Source organism: Faecalibacterium sp. BIOML-A4 (assembly GCF_009679665.1).
In the GTDB taxonomy this organism is placed as follows: domain Bacteria; phylum Bacillota; class Clostridia; order Oscillospirales; family Ruminococcaceae; genus Faecalibacterium; species Faecalibacterium taiwanense.
Genome location: NZ_WKZG01000002.1, coordinates 108,239 through 120,829, shown reverse-complemented (window position 1 = coordinate 120,829; position 12,591 = coordinate 108,239). Strand labels below are relative to the sequence as shown.

General features: G+C 51.8%; 13 protein-coding genes and 2 pseudogenes. 14 read left to right on the top strand and 1 reads right to left on the bottom strand.

Going from position 1 to position 12,591, the window contains the following annotated elements; genetic code table 11:
- Window positions 1-119 precede the first annotated feature (119 nt).
- Window positions 120-1,202, bottom strand: coding sequence for a 3-phosphoserine/phosphohydroxythreonine transaminase (serC, locus tag GKG34_RS02320; RefSeq protein ID WP_044953998.1), 1,083 nt, complete (start codon window positions 1,200-1,202; stop codon window positions 120-122).
- 329 nt (window positions 1,203-1,531) lie between these two features.
- Here serC and GKG34_RS02315 point away from each other — a divergent pair, with 329 nt between their 5' ends.
- From GKG34_RS02315 to GKG34_RS02250, 14 genes and pseudogenes are all read left to right on the top strand, one after another.
- Window positions 1,532-1,954, top strand: coding sequence for a BlaI/MecI/CopY family transcriptional regulator (locus GKG34_RS02315; RefSeq protein WP_097774344.1), 423 nt, complete (start codon window positions 1,532-1,534; stop codon window positions 1,952-1,954).
- 15 nt (window positions 1,955-1,969) lie between these two features.
- Window positions 1,970-3,436: a 23S rRNA (uracil(1939)-C(5))-methyltransferase RlmD gene (gene rlmD / locus GKG34_RS02310; RefSeq protein ID WP_154255508.1), complete on the top strand. Its 1,467-nt coding sequence runs from the start codon at window positions 1,970-1,972 to the stop codon at window positions 3,434-3,436.
- 119 nt (window positions 3,437-3,555) lie between these two features.
- Complete coding sequence (locus GKG34_RS02305; RefSeq protein WP_044932634.1) at window positions 3,556-4,377, top strand: ParA family protein; 822 nt, start codon at window positions 3,556-3,558, stop codon at window positions 4,375-4,377.
- Entirely contained in the window at window positions 4,334-5,263 is a 930-nt protein-coding gene (locus GKG34_RS02300) for a ParB/RepB/Spo0J family partition protein (RefSeq protein ID WP_002576246.1), read from the top strand. The genes GKG34_RS02305 and GKG34_RS02300 overlap by 44 nt, the downstream gene beginning before the upstream one ends.
- Before the next feature lie 12 nt (window positions 5,264-5,275).
- Window positions 5,276-5,545, top strand: a complete 270-nt coding sequence (locus tag GKG34_RS02295; RefSeq protein ID WP_002576245.1) for a DUF5720 family protein — start codon at window positions 5,276-5,278, stop codon at window positions 5,543-5,545.
- A 1-nt stretch (window position 5,546) separates the two neighbouring features.
- A complete protein-coding gene (locus GKG34_RS02290; protein ID WP_015535793.1) occupies window positions 5,547-6,050 on the top strand; it encodes a hypothetical protein in 504 nt (167 codons plus the stop codon).
- 60 nt (window positions 6,051-6,110) lie between these two features.
- Entirely contained in the window at window positions 6,111-6,989 is an 879-nt protein-coding gene (locus GKG34_RS02285) for a DUF6017 domain-containing protein (protein ID WP_154244517.1), read from the top strand.
- Window positions 6,990-7,023: 34 nt separating this feature from the next.
- On the top strand, window positions 7,024-7,770 hold the full coding sequence (locus tag GKG34_RS02280) for a phage antirepressor KilAC domain-containing protein (RefSeq protein ID WP_009004944.1): 747 nt from the start codon (window positions 7,024-7,026) through the stop codon (window positions 7,768-7,770).
- Between the two features lie 22 nt (window positions 7,771-7,792).
- Window positions 7,793-8,104: a DUF5720 family protein gene (locus GKG34_RS02275; protein WP_025487374.1), complete on the top strand. Its 312-nt coding sequence runs from the start codon at window positions 7,793-7,795 to the stop codon at window positions 8,102-8,104.
- A gap of 12 nt (window positions 8,105-8,116) precedes the next feature.
- Entirely contained in the window at window positions 8,117-8,536 is a 420-nt protein-coding gene (locus GKG34_RS02270; protein ID WP_002576240.1) for a DUF4313 domain-containing protein, read from the top strand.
- Between the two features lie 86 nt (window positions 8,537-8,622).
- Window positions 8,623-9,123 carry a PcfB family protein gene (locus tag GKG34_RS02265; protein WP_055169325.1) on the top strand — a complete coding sequence of 167 codons (501 nt, stop codon included), beginning with the start codon at window positions 8,623-8,625 and terminating at the stop codon, window positions 9,121-9,123.
- Window positions 9,120-10,139: pseudogene (locus GKG34_RS02260) on the top strand (type IV secretory system conjugative DNA transfer family protein); the annotation flags it as partial. The gene GKG34_RS02265 and the pseudogene GKG34_RS02260, both read left to right, overlap by 4 nt.
- Before the next feature lie 86 nt (window positions 10,140-10,225).
- A pseudogene (locus tag GKG34_RS02255) lies at window positions 10,226-12,097 on the top strand (recombinase family protein).
- Window positions 12,094-12,441 carry a TnpV protein gene (locus GKG34_RS02250; RefSeq protein WP_009323516.1) on the top strand — a complete coding sequence of 116 codons (348 nt, stop codon included), beginning with the start codon at window positions 12,094-12,096 and terminating at the stop codon, window positions 12,439-12,441. Before GKG34_RS02255 ends, GKG34_RS02250 begins: the two are co-directional and overlap by 4 nt.
- Window positions 12,442-12,591 lie beyond the last annotated feature (150 nt).

The window sequence follows — 12,591 nt, the reverse complement described above, 5'->3', positions numbered from 1 at the left end:
TTGCGCCGTGCCAGCTCTCCCGAAGGGCGAGCTTAGAAAGCGGGTTCGATCAAGTTGTCCCTCTGATAAAAAGCTCCCCCCTCGGGGGAGCTGCCGAACGAAGTGAGGCTGAGAGGGTTTTACGCGTTCTCCTTGCGGAACTTCTCCATGAAGTCCACCAGCTTATCCACGCCCTCGGCAGGCATTGCGTTGTAGATGGAAGCGCGCATGCCGCCCACCAGACGATGGCCCTTCAGGTTCACGAAGCCTGCTTCTGCAGCTTCGGCGCAGAACTTCTTGTCCAGATCTGCATTGGGGCTGGTGAAGGTGACGTTCATGGTGCTGCGGTAGCGGTGCTCCACAGGATTCGTGAAGAAGCCCTGACCGTCCAGATAGTCGTACAGCACTTTGGCCTTGGCTTCGTTGATCTTCTGCATGTTGGCAAGACCGCCGATGTCGTTTTCCAGATACTTGAGCACCAGACCGGTCATATAGATGCACCAGCAGGGGGGCGTGTTGTACATGCTGTCCTTGCCCAGCAGGGTGGTGTAGTTCATCATGGTGGGCACATTGTCGGCGGCATGGCCCAGCAGGTCGTCGCGGACGATGGCAATGGCCATACCGGCGGGGGCCACATTCTTCTGCACGCCGAAGTAGATGCAGCCGTACTTGGTCACATCCACGGGCTTGGAGAGGATCATGGAGCTCATGTCGGCTACCAGAGGCACACCCTCCACCTGCGGCACCTCGACAAACTGAGTGCCGAAGATGGTGTTGTTCTGGCAGATGTGGATATAGCTGGCATCCTTATCATAGTTGATGGCATTCACGTCCGGGATGTAGGTGAAGTTCTTGTCCTTGCTGGAAGCAACGATGTTCACCTCGCCGAACTTGGCGGCTTCCTTGGCGGCAAGGTTCGAGAAGTTGCCGGTGACAAGGTAATCTGCCTTGCCGGTGGTCATGAAATTCAGCGGGACCATGGCAAATTGCTGGGTGGCACCGCCCTGAAAGAAACCGACCTTGTAGTTGTCGGGAATGTTCATTACCCGGCGCAGGGTGGCCTCGGTGTCCTTGATGATGGCATCGAACCACTTGCTGCGGTGGCTCATCTCCATCACGCTCTGACCGCTGTCGCCATACTCGAGCAGCTCTGCCTGTGCCTGCTTGAGCACCTTCTCGGGCAGCATGCTGGGGCCTGCGCTGAAGTTGTAAACTCGTGCCATAATGAACTCTCCCTTTCCTGTATCGCACAGCACCGCGGTTTTCTGCGGTGCGTTCTGTTGATTGCTGTAGCCGTAGTATACCGGTTTTGCATGGATGAAAACAAGAGCATCTTTGCACAAAGATACGGCGCAAAAGCCCCTGTGCGGGCACAAAGCACACAAATGTCCTTGATAGAAAAACAAAAACAAAGACAAATGTAAAATAGAGCTGAAAAAGCCTGATTCCATCGGCGTTTCCGGCTCTTGCGCTTTGGCGCAGAAATTGGTATAATAATAAAACAAAGACAAACGTAAAAGAAAAAGATGCCAAAAGGAGGGAGAACAGCAGGATGTATGGCATCCCGGACAGTGTAAAGCCGCTTTCGGCGGCAGAGGAGCAGGTCATGCTTGCCGTGTGGGCCTGCCGTGCGCCCGTCACCCGGCGGGACATTGACGCAAAGCTGCGCGCAAAGGGCTGGGCACCGGCGACCGTTCTGAACTTTCTTTACCGGCTGGAAGAAAAGGGCTGGGTGAAAAGCGGCAAGGATGGCAACCGCAATACTTACACTCCGGCCATCACCCAGCGCGCCTACAACGTGTGGAGTATGCGGGAACGGCTGGATACCCTCTTTGGCGGCGACCTTGCGGCGGCGGTGCACGCGCTGGTCAGCGAGAGCGGCTGCGGCCAGAGCGAGCTGGAACAGGCCATGAAGGTGCTGGAGGAAAAGCATCTGGAAGCGGAAGAATATGATCTGTATGACCCTTATGGGTAAAAAGGAGAGCGGAAGATGGATTGCAAACTGCGTGCCAAAAACTGCGGCGGCTGCCCGATGCTGGGCATGGACTACGCCGCACAGCTGAAGCAGAAAGAAGAGACCGTGAAAAAGCTGCTGGGCAGATTCGGCCCGGTGGAGCACATCCGGGGCATGGAAACGCCGTACCACTATCGGAACAAGGTGATCTCCACCTTTACCACCGGCTGGGGTGGAAAACTTACCTCCGGCATCTACGCGGCAAACAGCCACAAGGTGCTGCCGGTGGAAAGCTGCCTTTTGCAGGACGAAGTGCTGGACAAGACCATGCTGGCCGTGCGCGCAGCGGCGGGCACCTGCCATTACCAGCCTTTTAATGAGGATAAGGGCACCGGCCTTCTGCGTCACTGCCTGCTGCGGCGGGGCGTTATGACCGGGCAGGTGATGGTGGTGCTGGTGACGGCTCAGCCGGTGCTGCCGGGTGCCAAGAACTTTGTCAAAGCCCTGCTGACCGAAGCCGGAAAGCAGGGCGTGGCCATCACCACCATCGTCCAGAACGTGAACGACCGCAAAACCAGCGTGGTGCTGGGCGATATGGAAAAGGTGCTGTACGGCAAGGGCTTCATTCTGGATACCCTCTGCGGCAAGACCTATGCCATCAGCCCACGCAGCTTTTATCAGATCAATCATACCCAGACCGAAGTGCTGTACGGCCTTGCGGTGGACGCGGCGCATCTCACCGGCAAAGAAGTGGTGCTGGATGCCTACTGCGGCATCGGAACCATCGGCCTGACCGCCGCCGACCATGCAAAGCAGGTAGTGGGCGTGGAGGTGAACCGCGAAGCGGTGCACGATGCCATAGGTAATGCAAAGCACAATGGCGTGAAGAACGCCCGCTTCTTTGCCGCAGATGCCACCCGGTGGATCGGCGAAGCCGCTGCGGCTGGTGAACGCGCAGACGTGATCTTTATGGACCCGCCGCGGGAGGGCTCTACGCCGCAGTTTATCGATAGCGTGGCCCGCATGGCCCCGAAACGTGTGGTCTACGTGAGCTGCAACCCGGCCACGCTGGCCCGGGATCTGGAGCTGCTGACCCGGAAGGGATACAAAGTGGAGAGCAGCACGCCGGTGGATATGTTCCCCCACAGTGAGCATATCGAGACGGTAGTTCTTTTATCCCACAAAAAAGCCGACAGTTATATCCACATTGATGTGGAGTTTGGAGAGGGCGAGGGCAAGATTCCGGTAGATAGTATTGCTAAAAGAGCCGAAGCGTACAAGCCCAAAGAAAAAGTGACCTACAAAATGATTAAGGAGTACATAGAAGCGAAATACGGCTTCAAAGTACATACCGCATATATCGCAGAGGTAAAGAGAGATTTAGGCTTGCCAATGTATGATGCTCCTAATGCGGTAGAAGAATTGAAACAGCCGAGGAAGCATCCGACACCAGAAAAGGTAGAAGCAATCAAAGATGCACTTCGGTATTTTGCAGTGATATAAAACTTTACTTACAATCGAATATTTCTTACATAGCCGTTTATTCATTTATTTGAGTAAGCGGCTTTTTTCATCCCTATTTTTCGGAATAGGGATATTTTTTGTAGAAGGAGGAGGTTTATTTGAATACACAAATCATTGCCATTGCCAACCAGAAAGGCGGCGTTGGCAAAACAACAACCTGTGCCAACTTGGGAATAGGTCTGGCACAGGCCGGAAAGAAAGTGCTTTTGATTGACGGGGACCCACAAGGAAGCCTGACAATCAGCTTGGGAAATCCGCAACCGGACAAACTGCCATTTACACTGTCGGATGCAATGGGCAAAATTCTGATGGATCAGCCTATACGCCCCGGAGAAGGTATTCTGCATCATGCAGAAGGCGTTGACCTGATGCCTGCGGATATTCAGCTTTCCGGTATGGAGGTTTCTCTGGTAAACGCCATGAGCCGTGAGACTATCTTGCGGCAATATCTGGACACGCTGAAGGGGCAATACTCCCATATCCTCATCGACTGTCAGCCCTCCCTGGGGATGCTCACGGTCAATGCGCTGGCCGCTGCGAACAGGATCATTATTCCCGTTCAGGCGGAGTATCTGCCCGCCAAAGGGCTGGAACAGCTGCTCTCCACGGTAAACAAGGTAAAGCGGCAGATCAACCCCAAGCTCCAGATAGACGGTATCCTGCTGACGATGGTGGACAGCCGAACCAACTTTGCCAAAGAGATCTCCGCGCTCCTGCGGGAGACCTATGGCGGCAAAATCAAAGTATTCGGCACAGAGATCCCCCATTCTGTCCGGGCTAAGGAAATCAGCGCCGAGGGAAAAAGCATTTTTGCCCATGATCCCAGCGGCAAGGTGGCTGAGGGCTACAAAAATCTGACGAAGGAGGTGTTGAAACTTGAAAAGCAGCGCGAAAAAAATAGAGCTGGCCTCGGTAGATGATCTGTTTTCCACCGAAGAAGGCCGCCAGGATGCAAAGCTGGAAAAGATTCAGGAAATTCCGCTGTCTGAACTGCATCCCTTTAGGAACCATCCATTCAAAGTCAAGGATGACGAAGCCATGATGGAGACCGCTGACAGTATCAAGCAGTATGGCGTTCTGGTTCCGGCGATTGCCCGACCAGACCCTGAGGGCGGCTATGAGCTGGTAGCCGGACACAGGCGGCGCAGAGCCAGTGAGCTGGCAGAAAAAGAGACCATGCCTGTCATTATTCGGGATTTGGATGATGATGCCGCCACGATCATTATGGTTGACAGCAACTTGCAGCGAGAAAGCCTTCTTCCAAGCGAAAGGGCTTTTGCCTACAAAATGAAGCTGGAGGCTGTCAAACATCAGGGCGCACGAACCGATTTAACTTCTCGCCAAGTTGGCGAGAAGTCGCAGACCTCTATTCAAAAGGTTGCAGATCAAGCTGGCGAAAGCCAACGGCAGGTACAGCGTTATATCCGTCTGACAGAGCTGATTCCTGAATTGATGGATATGGTGGATGAAAAGAAGATTGCCCTGAACCCTGCCTATGAGCTGTCCTTTCTCAAAAAGGAGGAACAGGTAGACCTGCTGGACGCGATGGACAGCGAACAGGCTACCCCTTCCCTTTCCCAAGCCCAGCGGCTCAAGAAATATAGCCAGGAGGGGCATCTGACCCTCGATATGATGCGTGTCATCATGGGTGAGGAAAAGAAAAGTGATCTGGACCGGGTGACATTTACCTCTGACACTTTGCGGAAGTATTTCCCTAAAAGCTATACGCCCCAGCGGATGCAGGAAACTATCATCAAGCTGCTGGAGGCATGGCAGAAAAAGCGTCAGAGAGACCAGGAACGATGAAAGGAGCCGCCTATGAGGGATATTTCAGCCCGTGAGCTGAAAGGACACAACATTCTCGCCGTAGAGAGGTTTTGGGATAACACCCGCTGGATGATCGAGTTTTCCGTCCTGCGTCCCAGCACTGCTTACGGAAGCCCCGGAGATGAAATGCGGCTGTTTTTGACTGAGGACGGTTATCAGGCCGCCCTGCAAAGCCAGCAGCGCCGGGAGATCAAAATCAAAAGGTACGCCCGTGTAATTGAGGGTCATGTCTTGGATGTAAAGAAAAAACGGAGAAAATAAGATGTTTAGAGAAAAAGAAATTTGCAATGCCATCAGGACGGCGTATCTTTATCTTTTCCCCGACAAAAAGGAGCGGAAAAGGGCGCTCTCCAGATTGAACATGGAACTTGTGGCGCAGTCTGTCCGCTATCGTGGGGAAAGTGTCCTTGCTTACCAGACCGCAGGAAACCATGAGTGTTCCTTGAACTACTATGGGCCAGAGTTGTTTCCACAGCGGGGATTTTGCATTTACCAAAAAACTATCCAGAGTCATTCTACGCAGGTGGATGCTTCTTGCATCCGGGAACTATGGCTCTTGGAGGACGGGCGGTTTGTGGATGTCTCCTGCGTGAATACGAAATACTGTTCGGCGTATGAAAGGTTTTCTACCTGTTACCGTACTATCCATCATATCGTCAGGGAGCGGGACTGGCAGGACTATCCAGCGGAGGAGGTTGCCGACGCCTTTGAGGACATCAGCCGCTATCCCTTTGATGGGAGACCAGGAGTTTTCTATGAAGTTTGAGCCGCGTCTTTACTGACAGCGGCTTTTGTTATTTTCTGACCACAGGAAGGAGTGAAGTGAATGGCAGTTTACCGCGTACAACGGACACGCGATTACACCGTTATGTCAAATTATCATCTGAAGGATAAGGGGCTGACCTTAAAGTCTAAGGGTCTGCTCTCCATGATCCTGTCGCTCCCAGAGGAGTGGAATTACACTACAAGAGGGCTTGCTTCCATCTGTAAGGAGGGTGTGGACGCCATTGGCTCTGCGCTCAAAGAGTTGGAAACAGCTGGCTATATTGTCCGCAGGCAGCTTCGCGGTGCGAATGGCCGTATTACTGATACCGAGTACATCATTTATGAGCAGCCACAGCCAAAGAAGCTGGATATGCTGCCGTCAGATGTGGTTTCACCAGATACGGAAAACCCGGATACGGTAAAACCGGATACGGAAAAGCCCGCAGAATTAAATATAGAGAAATCAAATACAGAAAAATCAATTACTTATGGATCAAGTACCGATTCCATTCCCTTCCGGGAAACAGCGGCGGCAAGACCGCCGGAACGGAAAGGAAGAGATGCGATGTCTGTCACAGAGATAGAAAATTATCGGGAATTGATTTTGGAGAATATCGAGTATGACTGTCTGAAGCAGCGTTATCCTCTCTACCTGGATGACCTGAATGAGATCGTAGAGCTGTTGGTAGAAACGGTCTGTGCCAGACGAAAGACCACCCGGATCTCTGGGGCAGACTTTCCTCACGAGATCGTGCGTTCCCGTTTTTTGAAACTGGACAGCTCCCACATCGAGTTTGTCATGGACTGTCTGCAAAAGAACACCACCCAGGTACGCAACATGAAGCAGTACCTGCTTGCGGTGCTGTTCAATGCGCCTACCACCATGAATAATCACTTCACTTCATTGGTCAACCACGATATGCACGCAGGCGGCTGGTAAAGGCCGCCTTTTATCATGCCAAAGGAGGCACGACATGAACCAGATGGAAATTTTCAAAAACCCGGAGTTTGGCAGTATCCGGGTCATCGAAGAAAACGGCAAATACCTGTTCTGCGGAACGGATGTGGCCGCTGCGCTGGGGTACAGCAATTCCCGCGATGCAATTATCCGCCATTGTAGGTATGTCGTGAAACGCGACGCACCTCACCCACAAAGCCCCGACCGCAAAATCAGTATGACTTTTATCCCCGAAGGAGATTTGTACCGCCTGATTGTTCACAGCAAATTGCCATCGGCAGAACAGTTTGAACAGTGGGTATTCGATGAGGTTCTGCCTACCATTCGCAAGCACGGGGCCTATCTCACAAGAGAGAAGCTTTGGGAGGTAGCTACTTCCCCGGAGGCTCTGATGAAGCTCTGCTCAGACTTGTTGGCTGAGCGTGAAGCAAATATTTCTCTGCGTAAGGAAAATGCACAGCTGGAGGGCAAAGCCGCTTTCTATGACCTGTTCATCGACTTAAAGCACAGCACCAATCTCAGGACAACCGCCAAAGAGTTGGATGTCCCGGAGCGCCGGTTTGTTCGGTTTCTGATAGAACGACGGTTTGTGTACCGCACAGCATCCGGCAATGTGCTGCCCTATGCCAATGTGAAAAATACGGGGCTGTTCTGTGTGAAAGACTACTGCAATCACGGGCATACCGGCTCCTACACGCTGGTTACGCCAAAGGGAAAGCTCTACTTTGCTCAGCTGCGGGAGATGATCTTGCTGGTCTCATAAGAACGGAAAGGAAGTGGGTTTTATGCAGGAAGGCAAAACAATCGGGCAGCTGATGGAGGAAATGCGCCAGAAAGCCGGGGCGCAGAACTATCACGGTCATGACTACATGGATCTCCAGCGATTTGCGGAGAACACCCGGCACATGATTATTTTTGATGTACTGACGCATGACTCCCCGGTTGGCTGGAAAGGAGAACGCACCCGCCTGTTTTTGTCAGATATAGGCTATGAAAAAGCTCTGGACAGTCAGGCAAATGGGCAGATCAAGATTCTCAGCCATGCAAAGGTCAGAAATGGAGATTTGTTTTATGACCACAAAGAACAGATACGATAGGAGGAATCCGATATGAATGAGGAAAAGAAAGTACCCTTTAAGTGGGAATATGGGGAAGAAACCATATCGCTGCAACTTGGAATGTATGCGAATAATCAGCGGCTTTATATCGGCATGATTACCCATACAGAAGATGGAGCAGAGGCGTTTGCAGATATGACGGTGAACCTACCAGGATATTCCCTGGACCCCGGAGAGGCGTTTATTTCCGGTGACATCAGCAAGGACCTGCTGCGATTCATCAAAGAGAACAAGTTGGGGAAGGTGCTTCCCTATCAGGTGCAGTCCGGTTATGGAAAATATTCTGCCGTTGCCTTTGATCTGGAGAAGCTGAAGGCATTTGACCCCAAAGGTGTGGCAGAGTTTCGGGAAGAGTGGAATCTGCCGGATAAGAAGCCGGTAAAGAAAAAGAACCGCGGGATGGAGCGATGAAGAAATATTTTCTCCGGCGGCTGGTGGTCCCGCCTTAGAAAGAAGTGCACCACCCCTGCACATTTTGTGGAAAGGAGGCGATGAAAATGCAGGAAGAAGTGGAAAACAGGACTTTAACACTGGTTGTCAGTGGAACAAAGTTCACCGGCAGGCTGCTCAAAGCCGCCATCAGCAAGTACATGGCCCACTGCAAGGAAAAGAAGCTGCAAAAGCAGAGAAGCCGTGACGCTCCTGTGACACCCCACGGCAAACAGACCGTCAAGCAGATCATTGGTCAGAATCAGGGGATCTCCAATATTGAGATCACAGACCCATCTATCAAGGAGTTTGAGAAGATCGCCCGGAAATATGGTGTGGACTATGCGGTGAAGAAAGACCGCAGTAGCTCCCCACCCAAGTACCTGATCTTTTTCAAAGGCCGTGACGCCGATGCGCTGACCGCTGCATTTACCGAGTACACCAGCAAAAAGGTCAAGAAGGCCGAGAAAACGGAACGCCCGTCTGTGCTGGCAAAACTCAGTCAGTTCAAAGAGATGGTCAAAAATGCCGTGGTGGACCGCACCAAGCGAAAGGAGCTGGAACGATGAAAAAGCAGTTTGACATCAAAAAGCTCGTTTTGCTGAACCTGCCCTATCTCCTGATGGGGCTGTTTGCTACCAACTTCGGGGAGGCATGGCGACTGGCTCAGGGGGCAAATGCTTCGGAGAAATTCCTTTCCCTGTTTGCTGTCCTGCCTGGGGCGTTGCAAAGTTTCTGGCCCAGCCTGCACCCGTTGGATCTGCTGGTGGGGCTGTGCTGCGGTGCTGGCCTGCGCCTGGCGGTGTATCTCAAAAGTAAAAACGCCAAGAAGTACCGTCACGGCATGGAGTATGGTTCGGCCCGCTGGGGAACCCGTGAGGATATTGCACCTTACGTTGATCCTGTATTTCAGAACAATGTGATTCTGACGAAAACGGAGAGCCTGACCATGAACAGCCGCCCCAAGGACCCCAAGACTGCCAGAAACAAAAATGTACTGGTGATTGGCGGCTCCGGTTCCGGTAAGACCCGATTCTGGCTGAAACCCAATCTGATGCAGATGCACAGCTCCTATGTTGTGACGGACCCGAAGGGAACCATTTTGGTGGAGTGCGGAAAAATGCTCCAAAGGGGCGCACCCAAGCTGGGGAAGGACGGAAAGCCCATGAAGGATAAGCACGGCAAGGTCATTTATGAGCCGTACCGAATCAAGGTCCTAAATACCATCAACTTCAAGAAGTCCATGCACTATAATCCTTTCGCCTATATCCATAGCGAAAAGGACATCTTGAAGCTGGTAACAACGCTGATTGCCAATACCAAAGGCGAAGGCAAGGCCGGAGACGATTTCTGGGTCAAGGCGGAAACATTGCTGTATTGCGCGTTGATTGGATATATCCACTATGAAGCTCCGGTGGAGGAGCAGAACTTCTCCACCCTCATTGAGTTCATCAATGCGATGGAAGTCCGTGAGGATGACGAGGAGTTCAAAAACCCCGTAGACCTGATGTTTGATGCACTGGAATCGGAAAAGCCAAACCACTTCGCAGTGCGGCAGTATAAGAAATATAAGCTGGCAGCCGGTGTTGTATGCTTTAAGAGACTTCTTAATCAGTCGGTTAGGAAGTCTCTTAAAACATATAACCTACAACAACGAAAGGAGCGCAAGCTATGAGAAGAAGCGAGAAAATCACAGCATTGTACGAGCGTTTGAGCCGTGACGATGATTTACAAGGCGAGAGCAATTCCATATCCAATCAGAAAAAATTGTTGGAGGACTTCGCCGCACAACAGGGCTTTACCAATACCGTCCACTTTACGGACGATGGAATTTCCGGCACCTGTTTTGACCGCCCCGGATTTTTGGCAATGATGAAAGAGGTTGAAGCCGGGAATGTGGACTACCTCTGCATAAAGGACATGAGCCGTCTGGGTCGTGACTATCTGAAAGTCGGTCAGATAATGGAAATCCTGCGCCAGCGTGGAGTACGCCTTATCGCCATCAATGACGGTGTGGACAGCGCACGAGGGGACGATGATTTTACCCCGTTCCGCAACATCATGAACGAGTATTACGCACGAGACACCAGCCGTAAAATCCGTTCCACTTTCCAATCCAAAGGCAAGACAGGCAAGCACCTCACAGGCTTGGTCATTTACGGCTACCTCTGGAATGAGAAGCGTGACCAATGGCTGGTTGACCCCGAAGCCGCCGAGGTTGTGAAGCGTATCTTTGCAATGACAGTCGAGGGCATGGGTCCCTATCAGATTGCAAACAAGCTGAAAGAGGAAAAGATACTCATACCGTCCGCTTACCTTGCACAGCATGGCGAGGGCGTGAACAAGAATAAGACTTTCAAAGATGTGTACGGCTGGGGTTCTTCTACCATCTGCAACATTCTTGAAAAGCGTGAGTATCTGGGACACACCATCAATTTCAAGACCCGAAAGCATTTCAAGGACAAAAAAAGCCATTATGTCCCAGAGGACGAGTGGACGATTTTTGAGAACACCCACGAGCCGATCATCGACCAAGAGACCTTTGACCTTGTGCAGAAAATCCGCAGCAAGGTCAAACGCTACCCGGACGGCTGGGGCGAAGTCGCACCGCTGACAGGCTTGCTCTATTGTGCCGATTGCGGCGGCAAGATGTATGTCCACCGCACCAACAACGGCAAGCGCATTTCACAGTACACCTGCTCACAGTACAGCAAAGTCCCGGTCGGAAAGCTCTGCACCACACAGCACCGTATCAATGAAGATGTGGTACTGTCCCTTGTCTCCGAACTGCTCAAAGCCATTGCCGAGTATGCGAAGCATGACCGAGCCGAGTTTGTCCGAGTGGTACAAGAAGCGCAGTCCAGCCAGCAGACGGCAGAGGTCAAGAAACAGCGCACACGCCTTGCCGCCGCAAAGCAGAGAGTGTCCGAATTGGAAGTCCTGCTCTGTAAAATCTATGAGGACAACATTCTGGGGAAACTTTCAGACAGCCGCTATCACTCTTTGGACGCTCAATATGCAAAAGAGCAAGCGGAGCTGACCGCTGAAATCTCTGCTCTGGAAAAGGCAGTCAGCAGTTACGAGAAGCAGGAAAAGAACGCAGACCGATTTATCGCTCTGATTGACAAGTACGAGAACTTTGACACGCTGACGATTGCCATGCTCAATGAGTTTATCGAGAAAATCCTGGTGCATGAGCGTGACCGCAAGGGCAGCATTCAGACCACGCAGGAGGTCGAGATTTACTTCAATTTCGTTGGGCGTTTCGTTCCCCCGGCGTTTGGAGAAGTGGAGCTTACCCCCGAACAGCTTGAGGAAATCCGCAAGCGTGAGGAACGCAAGGACAGGCTTCATCAGAACTACCTCAAGCGCAAAGCCAGCGGAGCGCAGAAGCGATACGAGGACAAAATCAGAGAGAAGAAATAGGCAGAAATCGACGCAAAGAAAGCCGCCATTCGAGCCGAGGACATTGCAAAGGGCGTGTTTATCCCTGTCAGCAGTTTACCGCAGAGAGAGCCGCAGAAAGGAGCGCAGACCGCATGAAACTGACCTACACACAGCAAGGAGATTATCTCATTCCCGACATTACCATTCGCCAGCCGAGAAAGGCACTTGGACACTACGGCAGACTTCGCAAAGCCTATTTGCAGGAGTTCCGCCCTATCCTGTTCAATGAGCTGGTGCTATCCGAAAAGCTCTTTGAGCATTGCCTTGAGATTGAAGAAGCCGCCCGACACCGTATTGACACGATCCTGCCGGAGCTTGTGAAGCGGTACGGCATTACCGAGGAATTGAAAGCGGAAAATCAAATGCTCTGGGTCGGCAAGATGAATATGTGCAAGGCACAGGCAGAGGAAATCGTGAAGCTGGAACTGATTTATGATTGAGCATGGGAACGCCCGGACATTGTTCTGGGCGTTCTGCATTTCATGAACTGTTTGTAACTTTTTCTCTAAACCCATTGACTATATCTGCCGATGCGTGTATAATAAGTTTTGCTATTTAGTGTTCCTAAATAGCAAAACTAAAGCGAGGTG

Bases quoted from the DNA above. Each gene is read 5' to 3' on its own strand.
- serC (WP_044953998.1), bottom strand. From the start codon at position 1,202: ATGGCACGAGTTTACAACTTCAGCGCAGGCCCCAGCATGCTGCCCGAG.
- GKG34_RS02315 (WP_097774344.1), top strand. From the start codon at position 1,532: ATGTATGGCATCCCGGACAGTGTAAAGCCGCTTTCGGCGGCAGAGGAG.
- rlmD (WP_154255508.1), top strand. From the start codon at position 1,970: ATGGATTGCAAACTGCGTGCCAAAAACTGCGGCGGCTGCCCGATGCTG.
- GKG34_RS02295 (WP_002576245.1), top strand. From the start codon at position 5,276: ATGAGGGATATTTCAGCCCGTGAGCTGAAAGGACACAACATTCTCGCC.
- GKG34_RS02290 (WP_015535793.1), top strand. From the start codon at position 5,547: ATGTTTAGAGAAAAAGAAATTTGCAATGCCATCAGGACGGCGTATCTT.
- GKG34_RS02285 (WP_154244517.1), top strand. From the start codon at position 6,111: ATGGCAGTTTACCGCGTACAACGGACACGCGATTACACCGTTATGTCA.
- GKG34_RS02280 (WP_009004944.1), top strand. From the start codon at position 7,024: ATGAACCAGATGGAAATTTTCAAAAACCCGGAGTTTGGCAGTATCCGG.
- GKG34_RS02275 (WP_025487374.1), top strand. From the start codon at position 7,793: ATGCAGGAAGGCAAAACAATCGGGCAGCTGATGGAGGAAATGCGCCAG.
- GKG34_RS02270 (WP_002576240.1), top strand. From the start codon at position 8,117: ATGAATGAGGAAAAGAAAGTACCCTTTAAGTGGGAATATGGGGAAGAA.
- GKG34_RS02265 (WP_055169325.1), top strand. From the start codon at position 8,623: ATGCAGGAAGAAGTGGAAAACAGGACTTTAACACTGGTTGTCAGTGGA.
- GKG34_RS02250 (WP_009323516.1), top strand. From the start codon at position 12,094: ATGAAACTGACCTACACACAGCAAGGAGATTATCTCATTCCCGACATT.